This is a genomic window from Citrobacter sp. Cpo032, from assembly GCF_030332975.1.
GTDB lineage: Bacteria > Pseudomonadota > Gammaproteobacteria > Enterobacterales > Enterobacteriaceae > Citrobacter > Citrobacter portucalensis.
The window spans coordinates 129,567-153,694 of sequence record NZ_JAOWGU010000031.1 but is presented as its reverse complement, the minus strand read 5'-3'; the positions used below and the strand labels follow the sequence as shown (position 1 = coordinate 153,694).

The 24,128-nt window shown below is 53.5% G+C and carries 23 protein-coding genes and 1 pseudogene; 10 read left to right on the top strand and 14 right to left on the bottom strand.

The genetic code is table 11. The features are described 5' to 3' along the window. Positions 1 to 143: 143 nt before the first annotated feature. A complete protein-coding gene (gene rsmD, locus OGY33_RS01400; protein ID WP_003827565.1) occupies positions 144 to 740 on the top strand; it encodes a 16S rRNA (guanine(966)-N(2))-methyltransferase in 597 nt (198 codons plus the stop codon). Continuing rightward, complete coding sequence (locus tag OGY33_RS01395; protein ID WP_003023415.1) at positions 730 to 1,005, top strand: DUF1145 family protein; 276 nt, start codon at positions 730 to 732, stop codon at positions 1,003 to 1,005. The genes rsmD and OGY33_RS01395 overlap by 11 nt, the downstream gene beginning before the upstream one ends. 99 nt (positions 1,006 to 1,104) lie before the next feature. Here OGY33_RS01395 and OGY33_RS01390 read toward each other — a convergent pair whose 3' ends face one another. Further along, positions 1,105 to 1,464: a DUF2500 domain-containing protein gene (locus tag OGY33_RS01390; RefSeq protein WP_191238042.1), complete on the bottom strand. Its 360-nt coding sequence runs from the start codon at positions 1,462 to 1,464 to the stop codon at positions 1,105 to 1,107. A gap of 141 nt (positions 1,465 to 1,605) precedes the next feature. On the opposite strand from OGY33_RS01390, the gene OGY33_RS01385 reads away from it, so the two are divergent. Together OGY33_RS01385 and zntA are read left to right on the top strand one after the other, a co-directional pair. Continuing rightward, positions 1,606 to 2,232 (top strand): lysoplasmalogenase, encoded by a 627-nt coding sequence (locus tag OGY33_RS01385; RefSeq protein WP_003827558.1) that lies wholly within the window; start codon positions 1,606 to 1,608, stop codon positions 2,230 to 2,232. A 74-nt stretch (positions 2,233 to 2,306) separates the two neighbouring features. Continuing rightward, complete coding sequence (gene zntA / locus OGY33_RS01380; RefSeq protein ID WP_191238041.1) at positions 2,307 to 4,505, top strand: Zn(II)/Cd(II)/Pb(II) translocating P-type ATPase ZntA; 2,199 nt, start codon at positions 2,307 to 2,309, stop codon at positions 4,503 to 4,505. Between the two features lie 98 nt (positions 4,506 to 4,603). Here zntA and tusA read toward each other — a convergent pair whose 3' ends face one another. Beyond that, positions 4,604 to 4,849 carry a sulfurtransferase TusA gene (tusA, locus tag OGY33_RS01375; RefSeq protein ID WP_003827551.1) on the bottom strand — a complete coding sequence of 82 codons (246 nt, stop codon included), beginning with the start codon at positions 4,847 to 4,849 and terminating at the stop codon, positions 4,604 to 4,606. Positions 4,850 to 5,017: 168 nt separating this feature from the next. On the opposite strand from tusA, the gene OGY33_RS01370 reads away from it, so the two are divergent. Beyond that, positions 5,018 to 5,683: a 7-cyano-7-deazaguanine/7-aminomethyl-7-deazaguanine transporter gene (locus tag OGY33_RS01370; RefSeq protein WP_003827549.1), complete on the top strand. Its 666-nt coding sequence runs from the start codon at positions 5,018 to 5,020 to the stop codon at positions 5,681 to 5,683. Between the two features lie 72 nt (positions 5,684 to 5,755). Further along, positions 5,756 to 6,313 carry a DcrB family lipoprotein gene (locus OGY33_RS01365; RefSeq protein ID WP_003827547.1) on the top strand — a complete coding sequence of 186 codons (558 nt, stop codon included), beginning with the start codon at positions 5,756 to 5,758 and terminating at the stop codon, positions 6,311 to 6,313. A 3-nt stretch (positions 6,314 to 6,316) separates the two neighbouring features. Here OGY33_RS01365 and OGY33_RS01360 read toward each other — a convergent pair whose 3' ends face one another. Beyond that, the gene (locus OGY33_RS01360) at positions 6,317 to 7,534 is read right to left on the bottom strand and encodes an MFS transporter (RefSeq protein ID WP_003827545.1); all 1,218 of its coding nucleotides are present in this window, start codon (positions 7,532 to 7,534) and stop codon (positions 6,317 to 6,319) included. A gap of 133 nt (positions 7,535 to 7,667) precedes the next feature. On the opposite strand from OGY33_RS01360, the gene OGY33_RS01355 reads away from it, so the two are divergent. Together OGY33_RS01355 and acpT are read left to right on the top strand one after the other, a co-directional pair. After that, a complete protein-coding gene (locus OGY33_RS01355) occupies positions 7,668 to 8,717 on the top strand; it encodes an AI-2E family transporter (protein ID WP_079934309.1) in 1,050 nt (349 codons plus the stop codon). Between the two features lie 62 nt (positions 8,718 to 8,779). Next, positions 8,780 to 9,370, top strand: coding sequence for a 4'-phosphopantetheinyl transferase AcpT (acpT, locus tag OGY33_RS01350; protein ID WP_191238040.1), 591 nt, complete (start codon positions 8,780 to 8,782; stop codon positions 9,368 to 9,370). On the opposite strand, the gene OGY33_RS01345 is transcribed toward acpT, so the two are convergent. Further along, a complete protein-coding gene (locus OGY33_RS01345; protein ID WP_048215363.1) occupies positions 9,362 to 9,868 on the bottom strand; it encodes a phenolic acid decarboxylase in 507 nt (168 codons plus the stop codon). The genes acpT and OGY33_RS01345 overlap by 9 nt on opposite strands. 99 nt (positions 9,869 to 9,967) lie before the next feature. On the opposite strand from OGY33_RS01345, the pseudogene OGY33_RS01340 reads away from it, so the two are divergent. Beyond that, a pseudogene (locus tag OGY33_RS01340) lies at positions 9,968 to 10,827 on the top strand (LysR family transcriptional regulator). Positions 10,828 to 10,918: 91 nt separating this feature from the next. Next, entirely contained in the window at positions 10,919 to 11,320 is a 402-nt protein-coding gene (nikR, locus tag OGY33_RS01330; RefSeq protein ID WP_003827507.1) for a nickel-responsive transcriptional regulator NikR, read from the top strand. Between the two features lie 96 nt (positions 11,321 to 11,416). On the opposite strand, the gene OGY33_RS01325 is transcribed toward nikR, so the two are convergent. From OGY33_RS01325 to pcoA, 10 genes are all read right to left on the bottom strand, one after another. Further along, on the bottom strand, positions 11,417 to 12,541 hold the full coding sequence (locus tag OGY33_RS01325) for an ABC transporter permease (RefSeq protein ID WP_020996068.1): 1,125 nt from the start codon (positions 12,539 to 12,541) through the stop codon (positions 11,417 to 11,419). Beyond that, complete coding sequence (gene rbbA / locus OGY33_RS01320) at positions 12,541 to 15,288, bottom strand: ribosome-associated ATPase/putative transporter RbbA (RefSeq protein WP_191238038.1); 2,748 nt, start codon at positions 15,286 to 15,288, stop codon at positions 12,541 to 12,543. Before rbbA ends, OGY33_RS01325 begins: the two co-directional genes overlap by 1 nt. After that, positions 15,285 to 16,352, bottom strand: a complete 1,068-nt coding sequence (locus OGY33_RS01315) for an HlyD family secretion protein (protein ID WP_048215360.1) — start codon at positions 16,350 to 16,352, stop codon at positions 15,285 to 15,287. The genes rbbA and OGY33_RS01315 overlap by 4 nt, the downstream gene beginning before the upstream one ends. 739 nt (positions 16,353 to 17,091) lie before the next feature. After that, on the bottom strand, positions 17,092 to 17,526 hold the full coding sequence (gene pcoE / locus OGY33_RS01310; RefSeq protein WP_000723069.1) for a copper resistance system metallochaperone PcoE: 435 nt from the start codon (positions 17,524 to 17,526) through the stop codon (positions 17,092 to 17,094). Between the two features lie 217 nt (positions 17,527 to 17,743). Then, positions 17,744 to 19,144 carry a copper resistance membrane spanning protein PcoS gene (gene pcoS / locus OGY33_RS01305; RefSeq protein ID WP_001211180.1) on the bottom strand — a complete coding sequence of 467 codons (1,401 nt, stop codon included), beginning with the start codon at positions 19,142 to 19,144 and terminating at the stop codon, positions 17,744 to 17,746. Further along, a complete protein-coding gene (gene pcoR / locus OGY33_RS01300) occupies positions 19,141 to 19,821 on the bottom strand; it encodes a copper response regulator transcription factor PcoR (RefSeq protein WP_001188930.1) in 681 nt (226 codons plus the stop codon). Before pcoR ends, pcoS begins: the two co-directional genes overlap by 4 nt. Positions 19,822 to 19,875: 54 nt before the next feature. Then, a complete protein-coding gene (gene pcoD / locus OGY33_RS01295) occupies positions 19,876 to 20,754 on the bottom strand; it encodes a copper resistance inner membrane protein PcoD (protein WP_229692861.1) in 879 nt (292 codons plus the stop codon). Positions 20,755 to 20,809: 55 nt separating this feature from the next. Beyond that, positions 20,810 to 21,190 (bottom strand): copper resistance system metallochaperone PcoC, encoded by a 381-nt coding sequence (gene pcoC / locus OGY33_RS01290; RefSeq protein WP_000025662.1) that lies wholly within the window; start codon positions 21,188 to 21,190, stop codon positions 20,810 to 20,812. Positions 21,191 to 21,229: 39 nt separating this feature from the next. Next, the gene (pcoB, locus tag OGY33_RS01285) at positions 21,230 to 22,120 is read right to left on the bottom strand and encodes a copper resistance outer membrane transporter PcoB (RefSeq protein WP_001378118.1); all 891 of its coding nucleotides are present in this window, start codon (positions 22,118 to 22,120) and stop codon (positions 21,230 to 21,232) included. 5 nt (positions 22,121 to 22,125) lie between these two features. After that, on the bottom strand, positions 22,126 to 23,943 hold the full coding sequence (gene pcoA / locus OGY33_RS01280; RefSeq protein WP_191238037.1) for a multicopper oxidase PcoA: 1,818 nt from the start codon (positions 23,941 to 23,943) through the stop codon (positions 22,126 to 22,128). Between the last annotated feature and the right edge of the window lie 185 nt (positions 23,944 to 24,128).

Below are 24,128 nucleotides of genomic sequence, written 5' to 3'. Positions count from 1 at the left end.
ACACTCCCCCGCTGTTGCTTCATGGCACAGCGTCAACGCTATGTACATAGCAGCTAAAAAAATGATGAAATAGTCTATCACTTAACTTAACTCACATCACCGCCTGGAATGACACGTCAGCAGCGGATTGAGCAATAATTGAAATGAAAAAACCGAATCACTCTGGTAGCGGCCAGATCCGCATTATTGGCGGTCAATGGCGTGGCCGTAAACTCCCGGTTCCGGACAGCCCCGGCCTGCGTCCGACCACCGACCGTGTGCGCGAAACGTTGTTTAACTGGCTGGCCCCGGTAATGGTCGATGCTCACTGTCTGGACTGCTTCGCCGGCAGCGGCGCGCTGGGGCTGGAAGCCCTCTCTCGCTATGCGGCAAATGCGACGCTTCTGGAGATGGATCGCGCGGTATCTCAGCAGCTACAAAAGAATCTCGCCACGCTGAAAGCCTCTCACGCCCGCGTCGTCAACACCAATACGCTGACATTTTTGGCTCAGGCAGGTACGCCGCATAACGTGGTATTTGTTGACCCGCCGTTTCGCAAAGGATTACTGGAAGAAACATTAACGCTTCTGGAAACTCATGGTTGGCTGGCAAATGAAGCGTATATTTACGTTGAAAGCGAAGTAGAAAACGGCTTACCGCCGGTTCCGGTGAACTGGTCGCTATACCGTGAGAAAGTCGCCGGACAGGTCGCCTATCGCCTGTACCAACGTGAAGCACGAGGAGAACACGATGCTGATTAACCTGGGACGCCTGCTGATGCTGTGCGTCTGGGCATTTTTACTACTGAATATTTTCCAACCCTTTCCACGCCCGCTTAACATCTTCGTTAACGTCGCACTGATATTTATGGTGCTGATGCATGGCATGCAGCTGGCGCTGCTAAAAAGCACCATGCCTAAAGATGGCCCGCAGATGACCAACGGAGAGAAAATCCGTATTTTTCTGTTCGGCGTCTTTGAGCTACTGGTGTGGCAGAAGAAGATTAAAGATCAGTTGAAGAAGTAGCTGTGATCTTTTCGCCCGGCGGCACGTTGCGGGCCGGGGCGAAAAATCTGTAGGCCGGATAAGGCGTAAGCCGCCATCCGGCATCAGTCAGATGACACTTTAGCGTTCAAGCGTAAAATCAACAAATCGCGAACCTTTGTAACTCAGCGTGCCTTTATCCCCGACCGTTAACGCGTGGTACTGCTGGGCATCCAGACGAAACGTCTGCTCCATCCCCCCGTTTTGTGGCTTAAAGCTGGCTTCATAGCGCATGCTGGTTCCTGACGGGCTTACTTCCTGCTGACGGGATCGTCGATCGTTTAGCGGTTTTTCCCGTTTGTTACTTACCACCACCTGCTTTTGCACCAGCGGCGCCGCATCATTATCGGCTTTTTCTCGCCGCTGCTGAACAAAGCGAAACGACGCAGCGACAACGATTAAGACAATGATAACAATGAAAAAAAGTGGTGGTTTGCTCATATTATTAACCCATCAGAAAATGCGGAAATAAGCATACATCGCCTGTTATGGTGTTGTCATCTGGCTGTGTCGACCTCTACACTGGACAGTAGAGCCGTGAGCACCCCGCTTACGAAAAAATAACGAATTCAAGGAACTAAGATGCTTTGGTCGTTTATCGCTGTCTGTCTTTCCGCATGGTTGTTCGTGGATGCTTCCTATCGTGGACCTGCCTGGCAACGCTGGGTCTTTAAGCCCCTGACGTTACTCCTGCTGGCGCTGCTGGCCTGGCAGGCGCCAATGTTTAACGCTATCAGCTATCTGGTGCTGGCTGGCCTGCTTGCCTCGCTGCTGGGCGATGCGCTGACGCTGTTACCGCGCCAACGCCTGCTGTACGCCGTGGGGGCATTCTTCCTGTCGCATCTGCTGTATACCATTTACTTCGCCAGCCAAATGACACTGTCGTTCTTCTGGCCTTTGCCGTTGGTGCTGGTAGTGCTGGGGGCGTTGCTGATCGCCGTGATCTGGACGCGTCTGGAAGAGCTGCGTGTCGCTATCTGCACCTTTATCGGCATCACGCTGATGATGGTCTGGATGGCCGGTGAGCTGTGGTTCTTCCGCCCGACCGCCCCGGCGCTGTCGGCATTTATGGGCGCATCCCTCCTGTTCATCGGCAACATTGTCTGGCTGGGTAGCCATTACCGTCGCCGCTTCCGCGCCGATAACGCCATTGCCGCCGCCTGCTACTTCGCCGGACATTTCCTGATTGTTCGTTCGTTGTATCTTTAAAACGCTTGACTCTGGAGTCGACTCCAGAGTGTATCCTCCGGTTAATACGAAATGATTATCAACCGGAGGATGCCATGTCGACACCCGATACCCGTGGCAAAAAAGTCCCACAATTCTCTTCTTTCAAGCCAGCGCCTGCACCACAAAAGGCGGATGACTGCTGCTGCGAAGGAAGCTGCTCCACTACACCAACCGTATCCGATACCGTAATAGGTACCCGCTATTCCTGGAAAGTGGCAGGCATGGACTGCGCAGCTTGCGCCCGCAAAGTAGAGAATGCGGTCCGCCAGGTCAGCGGCGTCAACCAGGTCCAGGTTCTGTTCGCCACTGAAAAACTGGTGGTCGATGCCGGTTCCGATATCCGCCAGCAAGTTGAAAACGCGGTGCAAAAAGCAGGCTATACCCTGCGCGATGAGCACGCGACGGACGCCGCACCCGAGTCACGTTTTAAAGAAAACCTGCCGCTGATTTCGCTGATTATCATGATGGCGATTAGCTGGGGGCTGGAGCAGTTCAATCATCCCTTCGGTCAGATAGCGTTTATCGCCACCACGCTGGTCGGCCTGTATCCCATTGCCCGTCAGGCCCTGCGTCTGATGAAAACCGGCAGCTACTTTGCCATTGAAACGTTGATGAGCGTCGCCGCCATTGGCGCACTGTTTATCGGCGCGACGGCGGAAGCCGCTATGGTGCTGCTGCTGTTTTTAATTGGCGAGCGTCTGGAAGGTTGGGCCGCCAGCCGCGCCCGTAAAGGGGTCAGCGCACTGATGGCGCTCAAACCGGAAACCGCCACACGCCTGCGTAACGGCGAGCGCGAAGAGGTGGCTATCAATACCCTCCGGCCTGGCGATGTTATTGAGGTTGCCGCGGGTGGGCGTTTACCTGCCGACGGCAAACTGGTCTCCGGCTTTGCCAGCTTTGATGAGAGCGCCCTGACCGGCGAATCGATCCCGGTTGAACGCGCCACCGGCGAGAAAGTCCCGGCGGGTGCCACCAGCGTGGACCGTCTGGTTACGCTGGAAGTGCTCTCCGAGCCGGGTGCCAGCGCGATTGACCGTATTCTGAAGCTGATTGAAGAAGCGGAAGAACGCCGCGCTCCCATTGAGCGCTTTATTGACCGTTTCAGCCGGATTTACACTCCAGCCATTATGGCGGTTGCGCTGCTGGTCACCCTCGTACCGCCACTGCTGTTTGCCGCATCCTGGCAGGAGTGGATTTATAAAGGGCTGACGCTGCTGCTGATTGGCTGCCCTTGTGCTCTGGTGATTTCAACCCCCGCAGCCATTACTTCTGGTCTGGCCGCTGCGGCGCGTCGTGGGGCATTAATCAAAGGCGGAGCCGCGCTGGAACAGTTGGGTAGAGTCACTCAGGTGGCGTTTGATAAAACCGGCACCCTGACCGTCGGTAAACCACGCGTCACAGCGATTCATCCAGCGAGTGGTATTGGTGAGGCTGAACTGCTGGCACTGGCGGCAGCGGTAGAGCAAGGCGCGACGCACCCGCTGGCACAAGCAATTGTTCGGGAAGCACAAACGCGCGAGCTGTCTATTCCTGTCGCAAAAGAGCAACGGGCGCTGGTTGGCTCTGGAATTGAAGCGCTGGTCAACGGCGAACGCGTACTGATTTGCGCCGCCGGTAAGCAGCCTGCCGATGCCTTTGCCGGGCAGATTAGCGAGCTGGAAAGCGCGGGCCAAACGGTGGTGTTGGTGCTGCGTAACGATACCGTTCTCGGCGTACTGGCCTTACAGGACACGCTGCGCGATGACGCTCGCAGCGCCATCAGCGAGCTTAATCAGATTGGCGTGAAAGGGGTGATCCTGACCGGTGATAACCCGCGTGCGGCCGCCGCCATTGCCGGTGAACTGGGCCTCGAATTCAAAGCAGGACTCTTGCCAGAAGATAAGGTGCAGGCCGTTACCCATCTTAACCAACAGTCGCCGCTGGCGATGGTCGGCGACGGCATCAACGACGCTCCGGCAATGAAAGCGGCCACAATTGGTATTGCGATGGGAAGCGGGACCGACGTCGCGCTGGAGACCGCCGATGCCGCTCTGACCCACAACCGTCTGCGTGGTCTGGTGCAAATGATTCAGCTGGCGCGGGCTACCCACGCCAATATTCGCCAGAACATTGCGATTGCGCTGGGCCTGAAGGGGATTTTCCTCGTCACCACGCTGCTCGGGATAACCGGACTGTGGCTGGCGGTGCTGGCGGATACGGGGGCGACGGTGCTGGTGACCGCGAACGCGCTGCGGTTGTTGCGTAAAGGGTAGTGCCTGTTTCTCGCCTGATGGCGCTTCGCTTATCAGGCCTACAGGTTACTCAGTCTTTATAGGCCGGAGAAGCGTTAGCGCCATCCGGCATGACAAGATTACTGCCCTTTGCGCACTAAATAACGGTACGGCAGCGAGTCGGTCTCTTTGGCCACCAGCTCATGTTCCATAAAGGTACAGAAGCCAGGAATATCGCGGGTTGTTGCCGGATCGTCGGCGACAATCAGCAGCGTTTCACCGGCCTGCATGCCGCGTACGGTTTTACGCACCATCATTACCGGTTCCGGGCAGCGCAGCCCCTGGGCATCAAGAGTATGGTCGGGGGAAGTAAACAGGTCGCTCATCGTCGTCTCATTCATACAAAAACGGCGTTATTTTACGCTCTGTTGTGGCGTAAGCCAATCAGGTTAACGATTGCGTGAAAAACAACCATTGCAATGTGCTCTTAAAGCAGTATCATGCGACGGTTTTTTATTGGGTTCCCTCACCCCATCCAACAAAAAGGTCACAATATGACTCCGTTTACACAAACTCAGCGCGTAAAAGCGTTGTTCTGGCTATCGCTATTTCATCTGCTGGTGATCACCTCCAGCAACTATCTGGTGCAGCTTCCAATCTCCATTTTTGGTTTCCATACCACATGGGGCGCGTTTAGCTTTCCGTTTATTTTCCTCGCGACCGACCTGACCGTGCGTATTTTTGGCGCGCCGCTGGCTCGACGTATCATCTTTGCGGTTATGATCCCCGCGCTGCTGATCTCCTATGTCGTTTCATCACTGTTCTATATGGGATCGTGGCAAGGATTCGGCGCGCTGCTGCACTTTAACCTGTTTGTCGCCCGTATCGCCGCCGCCAGCTTTATGGCCTACGCGCTGGGACAAATTCTGGATGTGCATGTCTTTAACCGCCTGCGTCAGAACCGTCGCTGGTGGCTGGCACCGACGGCGTCCACGCTGTTTGGCAATATCAGCGATACGTTGGCCTTCTTCTTTATCGCTTTCTGGCGTAGCCCGGATGCCTTTATGGCCGAGCACTGGATGGAAATCGCACTGGTCGATTACTGCTTCAAAGTGCTGATCAGCATTATTTTCTTCCTGCCAATGTATGGCGTGCTGCTGAATATGTTACTGAAAAGGCTGGCAGATAAATCTGAAATCTCTGCATTGCAGACGAGTTAAAGGTTCATTTTCCGAGTTGTGATAAGATGGACGAATGAGCCGTTATGGCCGTTTATCGAAAGGAAGAAGTCAATGCGCAATCTGGTTAAATATGTCGGTATTGGCCTGCTGGTTATGGGGCTTGCGGCCTGTGATAATAGCGATACAAAAGCGCCAGCCGAGGGTGCTGCCGCAGAAAGTAACGCCACCGGACAACCGGTCAGCCTGCTGGACGGCAAACTCAGTTTTTCCCTGCCAGCGGATATGACCGATCAGAGCGGTAAGCTGGGCACCCAGGCGAACAATATGCACGTATATTCTGACGCAACCGGCCAGAAAGCAGTGATTGTGATTGTTGGCGACAACACCAACGAAGACCTGGCGGTGCTGGCAAAACGTCTGGAAGATCAGCAGCGTAGCCGTGACCCGCAGCTGCAGGTCGTCACCAATAAATCTATTGAGCTGAAAGGCCACACGTTGCAGCAGTTAGACAGCATCATCTCGGCCAAAGGCCAGACCGCATACTCTTCCGTGGTGTTGGGTAAAGTGGACAACCAACTGCTGACGCTGCAAATCACGCTGCCTGCTGACGATCAGCAAAAAGCGCAGACTACTGCAGAAAACATCATTAACACGCTGGTTATCCAGTAACGGTTAAGACGATGACGCGGCCTCCGGTGACACCACCTGAGGCCGTTTTTTTAACCGCCAGGTCAGCAATAACGCCACCGCTACCAGCCCTGCCGCCGCCAGATAGATAACGGGCACACCCGCCCACGTCATGACCAGCCCGGCCAGCGGCCCGGTAACCCCCAGCGATAAATCCATAAACACCGTGTAGGTCGCCAGCGCAGCGCCCTGATTTTGCTGAGGAACGGCTTTTACCGCCACCACGCCCAGCGCCGGGAAAACCAGTGAGAACCCAGCCCCGGCCAGCAGAACGCCGATTTTCGCCATCCACGGCATCGAAGCCATCCCGACCAGTAACAGCCCGACAATCTCGACGCTAAAGCAGATCATCGCCACATTCAGCCCGCCTAAACGGTTGATACCATTTGGGAACAACAAACGAGTACCGACAAACGTGCAGCTAAAAAGCGTCAGCGCGAATGCGGCGCCATCCCAGCCTTTGGCATCATAGAACAAGGTAATGAAGGTAGCGATTACCCCAAATCCGGCGGAGGCCAGGGCCAGCGCCATGCCATACAACCAGACGCGCCCAAGCACCGCGCGAAATGGCAACGGTTTGCCTTTGCTGGCCTTAACCGCCGGACGAGGGAGCGCCAGCAGGATTGCCAACAGTGCCACGCCCATCACGGTCAGCGCCAGCCCCTGTAAGCCACCCCAGGCATAAAACAGAACACCCAGCGGCGCGCCTATCGCCATCGCGCCATAGGTCACGATGCCATTCCAGGAAATCACCCGTCCGATGTGCATTGAGCCAACCACCCCCACGCCCCACAGCGTAGAGCCGGTCCCGGCAAAGCTTTGCCCGATCCCTAGAATCACGCGCCCCAGACAAAGCAGCAGCAGACTGGCCAACGGCCAGCCGTTCGTTGATCCCGCCAGTAAATAGCCCAGACCACTTAAAAAGCAGCCGCACAGCCCAAATACCACAATCTTCTTTGGCCCCAGCAGATCGGCATAGCGACCGGCATGCGGACGGCTCAGCAGCGTAGCGAAATATTGCAGGCTGATGACCAGCCCAGCCCAGAAAGCGCTAAATCCCATTACATCATGGACGTAGCCAGGCAACACCGCGAGCGGCAGGCCGATGGTCAGGTAGCTGGCGAAGTTAAACATCACCACAGAAACAATACGCAGGTTCAGGCGTAAACCGCTAAGCGTCGGTTCAGCGACGGGTTCGGGCATGGAGGGTCACCACGTTTTCACAACAGTGTTTCATTTCTACCATGTTGCAGAGCAGAAATCAGTAGCCAGTTTAGGAATATCAGTCGCAAGCCAGCCGCTACACTTAATGCAAAAACGCAAACAGGAAGAAGACATGATAACCACCCAGCCCGATAAAACGGGTTTGCACATTTTGCTCAAACTGGCCGCTCTGGTGGTGATCCTCGCAGGTATCCATGCTGCGGCGGATATCATTGTGCAGCTGCTGCTGGCCCTCTTTTTTGCCATTGTATTGAATCCACTGGTCACATGGTTTATCCGCCGGGGAGTCGGTCGCCCAATCGCTATTACCTTAGTCGTGGTGGTGATGCTGATCGTTCTTACGGCGTTGGTTGGCGTGCTGGCGTCGTCAATCACTGAATTCATGGACCTGCTGCCAAAATACAATAAGGAGCTAACGCGCAAGGTTCTGTATTTGCAAGAGATGGTGCCTTTTCTGAATCTGCATATGTCCCCGGAACGTATACTGCAACGCATGGACTCTGACAAGCTGATGACCTTCACAACCACGCTGATGACGAGTCTTTCTGGTGCCATGGCCAGCGTCTTTCTGCTGGTGATGACGGTAGTTTTTATGCTGTTTGAGGTGCGTCATGTCCCCTATAAGATGCGTTTTGCGTTGAATAATCCGCAAATCCACATTGCGGGGCTACATCGAGCGCTGAAGGGTGTGTCACACTATCTGGCGCTGAAAACGCTGCTCAGCTTATGGACCGGTGCCATAATCTGGCTGGGACTGGCACTGATGGGGATTCAGTTTGCTCTGATGTGGGGCGTACTGGCATTCCTGTTAAACTACGTGCCCAACATTGGCTCGGTCATTTCCGCCGTCCCGCCCATGATCCAGGCACTGCTTTTTAATGGCATTTACGAATGTCTGTTGGTTGGCGCACTGTTTCTGGTGGTGCATATGGTGATTGGCAATATTCTCGAACCCCGAATGATGGGGCATCGGCTGGGATTATCGACGCTAATCGTCTTCCTCTCTCTGTTGGTATGGGGATGGCTGCTCGGTCCGGTCGGCATGTTGCTCTCCGTGCCGTTAACCAGCGTGTGTAAAATCTGGATGGAAACCACCAAAGGCGGCAGCAAACTGGCGATTTTGCTGGGGCCCGGCAGGCCCAAAAGCCGATTACCGGGATAAACTTGCAAACAGCATGTGAAGAATGATACATAACCCCATTATTACTAAAGGTTAGCCCTAATATGTACCGGATCGTTCTTGGGAAAGTTTCTGTTTTAAGCGCTGGTGCACTGCCTGCCGCACTGTGTGAGCAAGCGCCGCAAGGTGCTCGCCGTGCGCGCTGGCTGGCCGGTCGCGTGCTGCTTTCCCATGCCCTTTCGCCATTACCAGACATCGTCTATGGCGAGCAAGGAAAACCGGCCTTTTCTGCTGACACGCCGCTGTGGTTCAATCTCAGCCACAGCGGTGATGATATCGCCCTGCTGCTCAGCGACGAAGGGGAAGTCGGCTGCGATATTGAAGTCGTGCGCCCGCGCGATAACTGGCAAACGCTGGCAAATACGGTATTCAGTCTTGGTGAACATGCCGAAGTCGAGGCCGAACGCCCGGAGCAACAGCTGGCGGCGTTCTGGCGCATCTGGACGCGTAAAGAAGCTATCGTGAAACAGCGCGGCGGTAGCGCCTGGCAAATCGTCAGCGTCGACAGTACCGCGCTAACTTCCTCACTCTCCGTCAGCCAGTGCCAGCTCGATACCCTGAGCCTGGCGGTGTGCACCCCCACGCCGTTTACCCTGACCGCAGACGCCGTGCAGCGCCTGGAAGCCTTAGCGTAAATTTTCCGGAAAGTTTTTCGGCAGCTCGCTCGCCGCACAGGCAATAACGTCATCGTTGTTCGCGCCGCAGTCACGTACGAAAGTGATGGTCGCGAACTCATCAATCACCTCGGTGGGATACGCCGGGCCGGTATCGCGGTACGACATCATTAGCGGAATATGGTCATTCTGGAAGCAGACCGTTTTTTCCGGATTATTGATCACCCAGCGAGGGAAAAAGATGGTGCCGTGAAAGAGTTTGTCACCCAGGTTTACGATCAGGCTGACGTCGGTCCCGGTCGGTTCGGTCCATGAAATTTTATAAACGCTCTCCCCGACCCGCACAATATAGGCCCGCTGATCTTTCACCCAACGATTTCCCACAATACCGCTGTGAATGCGGTAATCCAGGGTAGTGTCGTTTTTCACGTAGATCTCGTAATTCCAGCCATTATCGTAGGTATAGACCAGATGTTTGCCAACAAATCCGCTTAAATCATGTTTATCAAACGCGCTCATATTCGTTCTCCTCTTACTTGATGTGAGGATCTTAACGCTTCAAAAATTGGATGAATAACGCTATGTTTGCATCAAATTCATTCAATTATTAGATGAGTTATGCACAAAACAACCCTCGAGCAGTGGGCCCTATTGGAGAAAGTGGTGGAGCTGGGCAGCTTCGCTAAAGCGGCGGAAGAGACCAACCGTAGCCAGTCTTCGGTAAGCTACAATCTGGCACTGTTACAGGAGCGACTTGGCGTAACGCTGCTGACCCCGGAAGGCCCAGGGCTGTCCTGACACCGGCCGGAGAGCTATTGCTCAATCAGGTCAAACCGCTACTGAAGGCCTTTTTATGGGTGGAAACCCGGGCCGCAACGTTACAAAACGGTACTCGAACGCGGCTGGATTTGATGGTAGATAGTATCTTCCCACGCAAACGCCTGTTTGCCATTCTCAAACAGTTTCAGCAGGCCTGGCCGCAAACGCAGGTGCGTCTGACCGAAGTCCTGGAGAATGGCGATGCTCGACTGGCAGCACATGCCGATGCGGACGTAATGGTCCTGACCCGGCGTCAGGATGTCACCGGACGCGGCGAATGGCTGATGAATATTGACTTCGTGGCCGTGGCCCACCGCGATCACCCACTCTGCATGCTGGATGCGCCGCTGAATGAAGACGCATTACGCGCCTGGCCGCTGATTCGCATTGCCGATCGCGATAACCCACAACAACCGGCGCGTGCTGCCTGGACCTTCTCGACCATTGATGCCGCGATTGATGCGGTGATGTATCAGGTCGGTTACGGCTGGCTGCCCGAGGAACGTATTCAGACGCAGCTTGATCAGGGGCTTTTACGCCCACTGCCGTTAAGCCATGGTGCTCGTCGCGCCACGCCTTTGCATCTGATCGTTAAAGATACGCTCGCTCCGCTGGATGAACAGGTCAGTACCCTGCTGCGTTTATTGCGAGAGCATTAACCTTTTCCCCGGATGCCGGACGTGTGTTACAAAATACGCTATTCCCCTTACCCCCTGTGCGCCAACGCGCCACATGAAAGGTTAACTGCAGATGCAACGAGTCACCATTACCCTCGATGACGATTTACTGGAAACGCTCGACGGCCTGAGTCAGCGCCGTGGCTACAACAACCGTTCCGAAGCGATCCGCGATATTCTGCGTGGCGCACTGGCGCAGGAAACTACCCTTGAACACGGCACTCAGGGCTTCGCGGTGCTCTCGTATGTTTATGAGCATGAGAAGCGTGATCTGGCCAGCCGTATTGTTTCTACCCAACACCACCACCACGATTTATCGGTCGCCACGCTGCACGTGCACATCAACCATGACGACTGCCTGGAAATCGCCGTGCTAAAAGGCGACATGGGCGATGTACAGCATTTTGCCGATGACGTGATTTCCCAGCGCGGCGTGCGCCACGGCCATCTACAGTGCCTGCCGAAAGAAGAGTAATTGCCTGTTTCGTTGTCGGATGCCGGCTACGCCTTATCCGGCCTACGTCCGTTATACTTTGTAGGCCAGGTAAGCGAAGTGCCCCGGCAATAATGATTACGCCATCGTACCAATCGTCTTTCTGAAACGCAGCAGTGCTATCAGGAAGAACGCGCTGCCAATCGCCAGCAGCGTCAGAAACTGCGGCCAGACAATGCTAAACCCGGCGCCGCGGTAAAGTATCGCCTGCGCGAGACTGACGAAATGGGTAGTCGGCATGGTCAGCATAATGTCCTGCACCGCCTGCGGCATGCTTTCACGCGGTGTGGAGCCACCTGAGAGCATCTGTAACGGCAGCAGCACCAGAATCATCAGCAGCCCCAACTGCGGCATGGAGCGCGCCAGCGTGCCCATAAAAATGCCGATCGAGGTGGTGGCGAACAGGCTCAGCGCCACGCCCAGCATAAACAACGGTATCGAACCTTCAATCGGCACCCCGAGCACACCTTTTACCATCAGCATCAGCGACAGACCGGAAACCACCAGCACCACCAGCCCCATCGACCAGATTTTTGCCATCATGATCTCAAACGGCGTCACCGGCATCACCAGCAGATGTTCAATGGTCCCGTGCTCGCGCTCGCGGATCAGCGCCGACCCGGTCAGCACAATCGCCAACATGGTGATGTTGTTGATAATCGCCATCACCGCGCCAAAGCGGGCGGGTTCCAGATTAGGGTTAAAGCGCATGCGCATTTCCAGCGCTACCGGCGGCTCATTGTTATCGCGGTAACGCGCCACAAAGCTGTTCACCTCGCCGCTGATGATATTCTGGATATAGCTGTTGCCGGTAAACGCCTGGCTCATCCGCGTGGCATCGACGTTAACCTGTATATCCGGTTGTCGTCCGGCCAGCACATCACGCTGAAAATCAGGCGGAATGTTTACGGCGAAGGTATAGCGCCCGGCGTCCAGCCCGGCATCCATTTCATCGGCAGTGATCATCTCCGGCGGTAAAAACCACGGGCGATAAAAGCTGTTCACAATCCGATTCGACAACTGCGACTGGTCCATATCGGCAATAGCAATCGGTGCCAGATGCAGCGAACCCGGCAGGACGGTCGCGGAAGAATAAACCGAAATCGTGAAGGCGAAGACGATCAGCGTCAGCATCGCTTTGTCACCCAGCAGGCTGCGCAACTCTTTGATGCCGAGGTTATAAATATTGCGTAATCGGCGCATCACCCCTCCTGTTTTTTCAGCAGTAATACGCTCAGACCAATCACCACCGGAATGGCTACCGCCAGCGGAATAAACAGCTGCCAGAGATCGGTCAGATCCAACGCTTTAGAGAACGTTCCGCGCGCGATGGTCAGAAAATGGCTGGTCGGATAAATTTCACCAATCCACCGGCCCGGCCCTTCCAGCGAGGCAACTGGATCGATCATTCCGGAAAACTGCGTCGCCGGGATCAATGTAATAATCGCCGTACCAAAAATGGCCGCGATCTGGCTTTTCATAAACGTGGAGATTAACAGCCCCAGCCCGGTGGCAATGGTGACGTACAGCAGCGCAGCCAGCGTCAGGGTCACAAAGCTCCCCTTATGCGGAACGCCGAATACAAACACCGACAGCGCGCACAACAGCAGGAAATTCAGCATGCCCAGCACGATGTACGGCAACTGTTTGCCGAGTAAAAACTCGCTGCGGGTCGTGGGCGTAACGTACAGATTGATAATCGACCCCAGCTCTTTCTCACGCACCACGCTGAGGGCGCTGAGCATGGAGGGGATCATCATCAACAGCAGTGGGATCACTGCCGGAACAATCGCCGGCAGGCTCTTCACATCCGGGTTGTAACGATAGCGAGTTTCAATGGTCATCAGCCCGTTTTGCCCGCTGGCATTTGGCTGGCGCGCCATCACATCCTGCAGCCAGGTCTGGTGCATCGCCTGCACGTAACCCCTGACCGTTTCAGCGCGGCTTGGCATTGCGCCATCGACCCAGACGCCAATCTTCACCGGCGTTCCACGTGCGATGTCGCGGCCAAAATTTGGCGGAATTTCAATTGCTACCGCAACTTCGCCAGAACGCATCCGTTTGTCCAGATCGTCATAACTGGTGAGCGGCGGTTGTTCGATAAAATAGCGCGATCCCGCCAGATTCAGCGTCCACGCCTGGCTGCTGACGGTCTGGTCGCGGTCGAGCACCGAAAAACGCAGGTTTTCCACATCCATGCTGATGCCGTAGCCCATGATAAGCATCAGGATCACCGTGCCCATCAGCGCCAGCGTGGAGCGTACCGGATCGCGCCGTAGTTCCAGCGCTTCACGGCGGCTGTAGCTGAATAAGCGCCGCAGGCTAAAACCTTGCCGCGGCGGCTTACTGTTTTCATGCACTGTCGGGACATTGGCTGGCGCTAACTGAGTTTCCGGCGCCGGGCCTGCCGCTTCCTGCAACCAGGAGATAAACGCCTCTTCCAGACTGGCAGCTCCACGCTGTTTCACCAGTTCCTGCGGCGTACCGCTGGCCAGTACTTTTCCGGCGTGCATCAGCGACATGCGGTCGCAGCGCTCCGCTTCGTTCATAAAGTGGGTGGAGATAAAAATGGTCACTTTGTCCTGGCGCGACAGGTCGACCATCAGTTGCCAGAACATATCCCTCGCAACCGGATCGACCCCGGAGGTCGGTTCATCAAGAATGAGCATCTCCGGGCGATGGATCACCGCCACCGCCAGCGACAGGCGTTGACGGATCCCCAACGGCAGCGCACCGGGCAGCGCATCTTCGACATCGGTCAGCGAAAAGCGCTCGCTCATCTCCTGCACCCGCCCAGGGATTTCTGCTTCGGGGATATGGAACAGCCGCGCATGTAGTTCGAGGTTTTGCCGGACGGTCAGCTCGCTGTAAAGCGAAAATGCCTGCGACATATAGCCTACCCGGCGGCGGGTATCGATATTTTTCGGATCAACCGCTTGCCCAAACAGCCACGCCTCGCCTTCGCTTGCGGGCAGCAGTCCGGTGAGCATTTTCATGGTGGTGGATTTACCGCAGCCGTTGGAGCCGAGAAAACCGAAGATTTCCCCGCGCGGAATGCGGAAGTTAACGTGGTCCACCGCCACAAATTTACCGAAGCGCATGGTCAGGTTTTTCGCCTCGATGGCAATCTCTTCCTGCTCAGCGTGATACGGCGGGATCACTACCGGTTTATGCGCCTGGCGCTGGGCTTCAGGTAACAGCGCGATAAACGCCTGCTCCAGCGTGTTGCTGTTGGTTTGCTCACGTAGCTGCTGCGCGCTCCCGGTGGCTAACACCTCCCCGGCGTTCATCGCCACCAGCCAGTCAAAGCGCTCGGCTTCTTCCATATAAGCGGTCGCAACCAGCACGCTCATGTTGGTCTGCCGCTGACGAATACTGTTAATCAGATCCCAGAACTGGGCGCGGGACAGCGGGTCGACCCCGGTGGTGGGTTCATCGAGAATTAACAGTTCCGGGTCGTGGATTAACGCGCAGCACAGCCCCAGCTTTTGCTTCATCCCGCCCGAGAGTTTCCCGGCAGGACGGTCGCGAAACGGTGCCAGTCCGGTGCTATTCAGCAGCTCGGTAATCCGCGCCTCACGCTCCGCTTTGTCATGCCCAAACAGGCGGGCAAAGAAATCGACGTTCTCATATACCGACAGCGTGTGATACAGGTTTTTCCCCAGCCCCTGCGGCATCCAGGCAATGCGCGGGCAGACATCCCGGCGATGTTTTGGGTCGCGCATATCGCCGCCCAGCACCATCACGTTGCCGTGTTCAATGACCCGCGCGCCGGAGATGAGCGACAGCAGGCTCGATTTTCCGACACCATCCGGGCCAATCAACCCCACCATACATCGGGCAGGGATATCCAGCGTGATATTGTTCAGCGCTACCGTTTTCCCGTAATGCTGACTCACGCCGTCAAGGTGCGCCACGGGAGGAACGGGAACCAGCGCCAGATGCGTCATTGCGGCAACCTCACCACCAGGTCGTCAGGCCAGGCGCGACTTTCATCAACACGCACCCACGCCATGCCCGGCAGACCGGTTTTCACGTACTCCAAATGCTGCTGTAACAGCTCTGGCGGGATACGCGCTTTGACGCGAAACATCAGTTTCAGCCGTTCATCGCTGGTTTCGACCGTTTTCGGCGTGAACTGCGCGACGCTAGCCACAAAGCTGATGGTCGCCGGAATACGCAGATCCGGCGCAGCATCCAGCACCAGCCGCGCTTCTCCGCCAATCTTCAGTAAACCAGCCTGTTCGGTTGGCAAGAAGAACGTCATGTAGACATCGCTGAGATCGACCATATTCAGCACGCGACCGCCTGCGGAAAGCACCTCGCCCGGTTCAGCTACGCGGTACTGTACGCGGCCATCGCGCGGGGCTTTCAACTCGCTGTCATCAATATCAGCCGCAATACGACGTTCGGTAGCCTGCGCGGCTTCTACGCGGGTTTGCGCCTGAATGATACTGGTGCGAGCGGCTTCAATGGCGGCTTTTGCCGCAGAGACCTGCGCCTTTGCGGATTCCAGTGCAGCGCGTGCGCTTTCTGCCGCAGCCCTGTCGTCATCCAGCTGTTGCTCAGACACCGCCCCACGCTGAGATAGCGAACGGGAGCGGACGTGGCGTTTAGAGACCGACTGCAGTTCCGCCTCACGCTGTTTTACCACCGACTGCGCGGCGCGCATTTCACTTTGCCGCTGCTCTAACAACGCCCGCGCTGCCGCCACCGCACTTTCGGCCTCTTTGATTTGGGCTACCGCTTCCAGCCGCTGCTCCTGCAGCACGCGGGTATCCATTTTCGCCAGCACTTCGCCCTGGCGAACGAACTGCCCTTCCGACACGAGGATCGTGTCAATTCGCCCGGCAATCTTGGTGGCAATATCCACTTCGGTAGCTTCAATTCTGCCATTGCTGGCTGCAAACCCCTCCGGTATTCCCGCAGGACGAAGCACCCACCATGCTATCGCGGCCACCACGACCAGAATGCCCGCCACCCACCACATCATATGACGTTTAAACTTATCCATATTCGACCCGCCGTAATCCCTGTTATCAAACGATGCGTGTCACAAAGCCCACTGAACAGCTATTCAGCGGGAGATTCCATCCGGGATAAGAAGGAATGAGAAACAATGGCCAGAGAGCAGACAGGCATGTAAGCAACCTGCGCCGCGAAGGAAGTGAATGATGAAAATGCTGTGATATCGGGTAGTAATGTTGTCATCATCAGCGTTCCTGGCCGGAAATGAAACACGCATACTCATTACTGCTGTCTATTGAATACTAACACCTGGATTCAATATGTCTATTCGGTTGTAGCAGGTATGTTGCAGGCAAAAAACCGTGCCCGGCAATCCATTTACCGGGCAAATTTCACAAGTGAGCTTTATGTAAAACGCAGCGGGTCCACGCTCAACGTATCGTCTTCGCTTATTCAGACACCTGTGTAGAGACATTAAAGTTGTATCCTTTAACCTGAAAAAGACTTTAAAGTTGTAAAGTTTTAAAAAAACACATACAAAACATGATGCTAAGTGTGTATCACACGCTGTTCCAACATTATGCCTTGATGTTCTTGCAGGAACTGCAATTTACAGGAGGAAAAAGGTGTTTTTGTAGTTATCTGGCGTTACGTGACAGTGTTGGTCAGATACTTCCACCTCTTCAGAGTTAAAGTTTGATATATGGGAAAAAAAACGCTCCCGGACGGGAGCGTAAGCCAGTGACTTCGGCGTCAAATGAGGGTCTAACAAGTGGAGCTGCGGGTTAATTCTGGGTGATCTGACTGCGATGCTTATCAGCCTGCTGCTGGTGAACAACGGAAGACTGACCATTATTCGCCTTCTCATGTACAGCTGCGGCCTTCTCATGCTCGCTCATTTCAGAAAATGACTTTGCTGTTTCGTTGGTAGCTCCGGGTTTAGCTTTCATCATTTTTTTATGCATTTCAGCCATGTCCTGGTGGGCAGCAGAATTGCTGTTTTGCATCATGTCATGGGACATTGCGGCCTGATCGTGACTGCTCATATCCATCATTGTCATGCTGTCTCCCTGAATTGCACTTTTTTCAGCAGATGACTGCATCTGGTGGGCAGGTGCCTGTGCATTATTTACCTGGTCATGCATGTTCATTGTCTCTGCAGCCATGGCAGATGAAGCGGCAGCCATAATGGCAACAAATGATACGAGAATCTTTTTCATGGTTGGGTCTCCGGTGTTTACATACCCAAACAATCAATGGCTTATAACAGAGAAAGCAGTTGATCTCAGGGCGGGTTAATCATCACTCCAGGAACCAGGTGATTGTGTTATCACGCTGCTCCTGATTTATGAATAATTATAAAAAACCGCCTCTGTTTATCGCGTGACTGAATGATGACAATTTTGTCACCTTCCAGGTTTCTCCTGAACAACGGGATTAATCCATTAACAGGCGCACTTTGAACACAATTTCACGCCCCTGCTGTTCTGCTGACAGCTCGCCGCCGTGAGCATGAATGATCGACCTTGTAATTGATAATCCCAGCCCCGCGCCTTCCGTGTTGTAGAACCTTGATGAGTCTGCGCGATAGAACCGGTCAAACAAACGTTCCAGATTAGCGGGAACCTGGCCGGACATCGTATTCGTAATCATCACGTTCACACAGTCACTGTCACGCTCAAGGTGTATCGCTGTACAGGTGTTATCGGGAGAATACTTGATTGCATTGGAAAGCAGGTTACTGAAAGCACGTCGGAGCATATCGCTGTCTCCGGCAACAACGCCCTCTCCTTCAACCGTGATTGTCTTTCCTGTTTCGTCTGCCAGGGGCTCGAACAACTCACGTAATTCATTCAGTTCGGCTGCCAGATCCACATCATGTTTATCCAGCCGCAGCAGACCATGCTCTGAACGTGCCAGAAAAAGCATGTCACTGGTCATTCGTGACAACCTTTTCAGTTCTTCCAGGTTAGCGAATAAAATTTCGCGGTAATGCGAAACATCCCTTTCCTTAGCCAGTGCAAACTGCGTCTGCATCATCAGATTACTGACTGGTGTGCGCAGCTCATGCGCGATGTCAGACGAGAAATCTGACAGTTTCCGGAATGCCCCCTCCAGGCGATCAAACATATTATTGAACTCCTGCATGGTCTCAGAGATTTCCGGCGGAGCCAGATCGGGATTTAGACGCTGATCCAGGCTGTGTACGGTCATGGAGGAAGCCAGACTGGTCATTTCCCGTAGCGGTTTCAGACCAATACGTGTGGTCAGCCAGCCCAGAAAAACAGAAATAAAGACCAGACCGATATTGAACCAGAACAGCCAGGTACTGAGTTTGTCCATAAACAGGGTGTGATACCCAGTATCCGTGGCAACCGTAATGATGACATGTTTGCTTTTACCCTGTTCCGGCGTCACGGCAACCCGCCGCGAGATACTGCGGTACACGGTGTTATTTTCTTCCGTCTGGATCATATAGTCGAGAATATCACCCGACTTATTAAGCAGGACCGCTGGAACAACAGAATTTTTGGCATAGAGTTCAACAATTTTTTCATTTTCCATGTTTTTTATAGAAATGAATAAGCCATTGTGCCCCACCATCGCATCGTTTATTTTTTCTGATAATGACTTAATATCCGTTTTGTTCCTGAACGTCTCTGTTTTAAGAAACTCTTCGGTGAGCTGAAGTTTACCTGTCAGAAAATCGCGGTCCTGATTATCGAAATAGCCATTAAGGGTGCTAATCAGGATAAAACTTGATAACCACCATACCGTAAGCATCACCGCAGAAAAAATCAGGCTCAGGCGTGTGGTCAGGGAAATTTTGAACCTCACTCTTCTCTGATCTCCAGGACATATCCGGCACCGCGAACGGTATGGATCAGTTTTGGCTCAAAGTCATCATCAATTTTACTTCTCAGACGTCTCACGGCGACATCAATCACATTCGTATCACTGTCAAAATTCATGTTCCAGACCAGGGACGAGATAAGACTCCTGGGTAACACTTCTCCGGTGCGTTGCAGCAGCAACTCAAGCAGAACGTATTCTTTACCGGTGAGATGGATCTTCTTCCCCGAACGGATCACGGTCCGGCGCACCATATCAACGGTCATATCGGCGATGGTGCAGACTGTTGCGGCCTGCGAGCGTGCCCGGCGCAGTAGGGTTCTTACACGTGCAACCAGCTCCGTAAAATCAAAGGGCTTAATCAGGTAGTCATCTGCGCCAAGCTCCAGTCCTTTCACTTTGTCCCGCACGTTGTCCTTTGCGGTTAAAAACAGGACCGGTTCTTCGTGCCCGGACTCCCTCAGTGCGCTGATGATTTGCCACCCGTCGAGGAAAGGCAGCATCACGTCCAGTATTATCAAATCATACTGTCCCTTCGACGCGGCCCCGAGACCATCGCGGCCATTATTAAAGAGATCGGCCTGATAGCCTTCCTCAACCAGTCCCTGCTGCAGGTAACGACCTGTTTTTTGTTCGTCTTCAACGATTAAAATACGCTGCATGGTCAACTCGCTGATATGAAAGTAAAAATCTCACGCATGAGCTTTGGCTGTCCCCTAGCTGACCTGAGACGGAGCAAGCATTCCGAGCCACGCTACGGCGCCCAGAATGATAATCGCAACAACGAATTCTGTCAGGATGCTGTTTCGCATCAGGGCAACGCTGCGATCATAATTCCCTTCCCTGACCATAACTTCAAGCCGGGGACCCAGGTGAAACCGGTTTGCTGCAGCCAGAAGAAGCATCAGAACAAACAGAGCCGTCTTGGCAAGCAATATCCTCCCCCAGGAACTGTTGAATAAGGGAGTTAAGTTACCCTCAGCAATATACAGATAGTTGACCAGCGCACTCAGGATCAGGGCTACAACAATCACCGTTCCTGCCGTGGCAAATTTTGCCAGGGAGTCAGATATCACAATGACGCTCTGTGCATTATGCTCGTTTCTGCGCATCAGCAGGATAGCAAATGCAACCAGAGCACCTGTCCAGGCACCTGCAGCGCCGAGATGGGTCAGATCGCTCAGTAAATGGAGATAGTAATGCAGACCGTCATGCATAACGGCGTGTCCTCCCCAGGCAAGTGTAGCCAGCGCCACGCCCCCACTCATCGTCATCAGCAGGCAGGACAATACTCTCTTATTAGTGTAAAGGAACAAAGCACCGAGTGTGGTAAACAGGGCACAGAGCCTGACAATCCAGCTAATACCCACATCAGTTTCTTCTATCACCATCTCGATAACATGGATGGATAATTCTCTGAGGTCAGTTACTCCACTCATGGCATTAGATACCAGGAGCATATTAATGCCAGTAAGAATGATGCCTGTAACAACAGCAAAAGTTATAAACGACCTGAAATTAGTCAGGTTATAGGTTTCATGTCTGACACCGCTTATTCCATATATCTGAAAAAATGGCAATCCAAATATTACCATCAAATCCAGATAAAGAAGAAAACGAATAACAATCATAATCAGGTCGTTCATAATATTACTTCACTGTAAAGGTGTAATTACCGGTAATAGGGTGCGTATCTGAAGAAACCGCGCGCCAGTCAACACGATAAGTGCCAGCGGGTAAAGGCTCTCGCGGAATAATGACCATCGATTTAGGGTCAGCGCCTGGCGCCACTTTTGCCGCGACCGGCATCGGAGAATGTGATGACATGCCTTTCATACCCGTCATCGTTAATTTTGCACCTGAGAATTTCACGGTCAGATTTTCCGAGAAATTAAGCTGAATCTTTTCCGGGGCCGCTACGGCTGAATCAGCCTGTGGCACAGAGCTTTTTAATTCCGGATGGGCCATAGCAGAGAAAGCAACGCCCATAACGAGGCCACCTGTAAGAATGGCTTTATTTAAAATCGACATTTTATTTACCTGTTTAGTTGAGTGTTTTATATCAGTGCGTTAAAACCAGATTCTGGCTCCCGCCAGGAATACTACCTGATGGTCTTTCTCACCTTCTCTTTTCGCCATATCGGATGTTTTCCCGTAAAGTTGATTCCAGGAAACGCCTATATAGGGTGCAAACTCACGGCGTATTTCATAGCGCAGCCGGAGCCCCAGCTCTGTGTCAGTCAGTCCCCTGCCGCGACCCCGCGATTCATCATCCTGACTGTAGAAATTCACCTCATAGGATGGCTGGAGTATGAGCCGGTTAGTCAGTAAAACGTCGTATTCTCCTCCCAGACGAAGGGCTGCTTTTCCGCCATTACTGACAAAACCCGTAATTTCAGACTCAAAATTATAGAGTGCCAGCCCCTGAAAACCGACAGCAGCCCAGGTCCGGGCAGAAGCAGGTCTGAAATCCTGCCTGACACCCGCAACCAAATCCCACCATGGGCCAACCGCATGTCCCCAGAGTAACTGCGCTTCAGCCGCCTCCGTTTCCCCATTGCTTCGTTCACCTTCACTCTTTAGCCAAATCCGATCTGTGTCGCCTCCAATCCAGCTGTTAACACTCCAGCTGAAATTGTTGGTGTTATCCGACCGTTGCCATTCCAGTTGATCCAGCAGAACCAGATAATTAATCGCACTGTCGTGAATCGCATGCCCCTGTAAATTGCCGAATGCAGCCTTCCGGTCGGCATCGGTAACAGGCGGAATTGGCGTTCTGCTCTCAGTTACAATGGGCTCCATTGACGTCATCTCAGTGAAATTCTCATCTGCTGGCATCTGCATGGCAGACATGTCGTGCCCGGCGTGGGGATCTGCAGAGACGGAGCCCGCCGCAATAGAAAGCTGTGAGGTAAACAAACCGGCGACCAGAACAGGTATGGCCTTCAAATTTCTCTTCATTCGCATCATTCCTCCACCCGGACTTCACGAAACATTCCCATTTCCATGTGATAGAGCAAATGGCAGTGATACGCCCAGCGGCCAAGCGCATCTGCTGTCACTCTGTAACTGCGTTTTGTACCAGGGGGAACATCTATTGTGTGTTTACGAACCATGAAATTACCGTTTTCATCTTCCAGATCGCTCCACATACCATGCAGGTGAATGGGGTGAGTCATCATGGTATCGTTGATCAGCGTGATCCTGAGCCGCTCACCGTATTTCAGCAGCACCGGTGCGGCATCTGAAAACTTGATTCCGTTAAATGACCAGGCAAACTTTTCCATGTGGCCGGTTAAATGCAGTTCTATGGTACGGCCAGGTTCACGTCCGTCAGGATCCTCAAAGCGGCTTTTCAAATCCGCGTACGTGAGAACCTTTCTTCCGTTATTTCGAAGACCAATACCCGGATCATTTAATTTCGGAGAGACGCTCATCGCCTGCATATCAACCAGTGGGTTATCCGTTTCTGACGCAGGATGACTTTGCATACCCGGCATTCCGGCCATCCGGGAATGATACATACCGGCCATGCTGCTGTGATCCATGGGCGCGGAGGATGTCCCGCTATCCGGAAGGTCAGCACCGTCCATAGACATCATCTCTCCGCTGTTATCCATGCCTCCCATCTGGCTGTGGTCCATTCCTGCCATATCATGTCCCATTCCCCCCATACCCATATCTTCCATGGTCAACAGAGGACGGGGATCGAGGGGGGGAACGGCAGCACTTAACCCCTCTCTCGTGGCCAGTGTCCCTCGAGCGTAACCGGTCCTGTCCATGGATTGTGCGAAGATGGTATAGGCCTCACCCTGAGGCTCCACAATGACATCATAGGTTTCGGCAACGGCAATCCTGAATTCGTCAACGGTAACCGGGTTTACATACTGGCCATCTGCAGCCACGACCGTCATTTTCAGCCCGGGGATACGGATATCGAAATAGGTCATTGCCGAGCCGTTGATAAACCGTAAGCGTATCTTTTCACCGGGACGGAACAGTCCGGTCCAGTTTTTCAGCGGGGCCTGCCCGTTCATGAGATAGGTGTAGGTGTAGCCACTGACATCCGCGAGGTCAGTCGGATTCATTTTCATTTCAGCCCACATTTTCCGATCGGCAATGGTGGCTGACAGCCCCCTGGTATTCACGTCGCGGAAAAAAGAGCCAACGGTTGGTTTATTGAAATTGTAGTAATCCGACTGTTTTTTTAATTTTTTCAGCAGGCTGTGAGGATTTTCATCGGTCCAGTCAGACAACATGACCACATGCTCACGATCGTAAGTAAACGGTTCTGGCTCCCCGGCATCGATGATAATGGCACCGTATACCCCCTCCTGTTCCTGCAGACCGGAATGGCTGTGGTACCAGTAAGTCCCGTTCTGCTTAACCTTAAAGGTGTAAACGTAGGTATCATCAGGCTCTATGCCCATAAAACTCAGCCCCGGAACACCATCCATATTGGCCGGAAGAATAATGCCGTGCCAGTGAATGGACGTCTGTTCATTAAGACGGTTTTTGACCTTCAGGGTAATGGTGTCACCTTCTTTCCAGCGAAGAACGGGCCCCGGCAGGCCTCCATTGATTGTTTTGGCCTGACGCTCACTGCCCGTGATATTGACGGCCGTTTCACCAATGGTCAGGTCAAACTGAGTACCCTGCAGGGATGCGGCAACTGGCAGGCTCAGACTGGAACGCGCATTGAAACTCCATACGCCAAGACTTCCGGCTACGCCAGAGAGGGTTAACCCCTTCAGGAAAGTTCGTCGAGACGTTTTCAACAGCATGCGCATTCCCTTATTTAAAGTATGGTTACTGACAGAATTCGAGAACCGATTTAAATTAAATTACTGGTTCATCCACTTACAATGAAATGAATCTAGCACACCTTAAGAAACAAATTCATTACAATCGTGTAATGTACATAGCTGTATTACATTTACGTCATCTTCCCCACAGGTTGATTATTTTT

What these genes read in the sequence shown, in the direction of transcription:
- OGY33_RS01325 (WP_020996068.1), bottom strand. Translation starts at nt 12,541, where the DNA reads ATGCGCCGATTACGCAATATTTATAACCTCGGCATCAAAGAGTTGCGC.
- pcoE (WP_000723069.1), bottom strand. Translation starts at nt 17,526, where the DNA reads ATGAAAAAGATTCTCGTATCATTTGTTGCCATTATGGCTGCCGCTTCA.
- OGY33_RS01370 (WP_003827549.1), top strand. Translation starts at nt 5,018, where the DNA reads ATGACTCCGTTTACACAAACTCAGCGCGTAAAAGCGTTGTTCTGGCTA.
- pcoC (WP_000025662.1), bottom strand. Translation starts at nt 21,190, where the DNA reads ATGTCGATTTTAAATAAAGCCATTCTTACAGGTGGCCTCGTTATGGGC.
- OGY33_RS01395 (WP_003023415.1), top strand. Translation starts at nt 730, where the DNA reads ATGCTGATTAACCTGGGACGCCTGCTGATGCTGTGCGTCTGGGCATTT.
- pcoA (WP_191238037.1), bottom strand. Translation starts at nt 23,943, where the DNA reads ATGCTGTTGAAAACGTCTCGACGAACTTTCCTGAAGGGGTTAACCCTC.
- rsmD (WP_003827565.1), top strand. Translation starts at nt 144, where the DNA reads ATGAAAAAACCGAATCACTCTGGTAGCGGCCAGATCCGCATTATTGGC.
- pcoD (WP_229692861.1), bottom strand. Translation starts at nt 20,754, where the DNA reads ATGGTAATATTTGGATTGCCATTTTTTCAGATATATGGAATAAGCGGT.
- acpT (WP_191238040.1), top strand. Translation starts at nt 8,780, where the DNA reads ATGTACCGGATCGTTCTTGGGAAAGTTTCTGTTTTAAGCGCTGGTGCA.
- OGY33_RS01385 (WP_003827558.1), top strand. Translation starts at nt 1,606, where the DNA reads ATGCTTTGGTCGTTTATCGCTGTCTGTCTTTCCGCATGGTTGTTCGTG.
- pcoB (WP_001378118.1), bottom strand. Translation starts at nt 22,120, where the DNA reads ATGAAGAGAAATTTGAAGGCCATACCTGTTCTGGTCGCCGGTTTGTTT.
- OGY33_RS01315 (WP_048215360.1), bottom strand. Translation starts at nt 16,352, where the DNA reads ATGGATAAGTTTAAACGTCATATGATGTGGTGGGTGGCGGGCATTCTG.
- OGY33_RS01345 (WP_048215363.1), bottom strand. Translation starts at nt 9,868, where the DNA reads ATGAGCGCGTTTGATAAACATGATTTAAGCGGATTTGTTGGCAAACAT.
- nikR (WP_003827507.1), top strand. Translation starts at nt 10,919, where the DNA reads ATGCAACGAGTCACCATTACCCTCGATGACGATTTACTGGAAACGCTC.
- zntA (WP_191238041.1), top strand. Translation starts at nt 2,307, where the DNA reads ATGTCGACACCCGATACCCGTGGCAAAAAAGTCCCACAATTCTCTTCT.
- OGY33_RS01355 (WP_079934309.1), top strand. Translation starts at nt 7,668, where the DNA reads ATGATAACCACCCAGCCCGATAAAACGGGTTTGCACATTTTGCTCAAA.
- OGY33_RS01390 (WP_191238042.1), bottom strand. Translation starts at nt 1,464, where the DNA reads ATGAGCAAACCACCACTTTTTTTCATTGTTATCATTGTCTTAATCGTT.
- rbbA (WP_191238038.1), bottom strand. Translation starts at nt 15,288, where the DNA reads ATGACGCATCTGGCGCTGGTTCCCGTTCCTCCCGTGGCGCACCTTGAC.
- OGY33_RS01360 (WP_003827545.1), bottom strand. Translation starts at nt 7,534, where the DNA reads ATGCCCGAACCCGTCGCTGAACCGACGCTTAGCGGTTTACGCCTGAAC.
- pcoR (WP_001188930.1), bottom strand. Translation starts at nt 19,821, where the DNA reads ATGCAGCGTATTTTAATCGTTGAAGACGAACAAAAAACAGGTCGTTAC.
- tusA (WP_003827551.1), bottom strand. Translation starts at nt 4,849, where the DNA reads ATGAGCGACCTGTTTACTTCCCCCGACCATACTCTTGATGCCCAGGGG.
- OGY33_RS01365 (WP_003827547.1), top strand. Translation starts at nt 5,756, where the DNA reads ATGCGCAATCTGGTTAAATATGTCGGTATTGGCCTGCTGGTTATGGGG.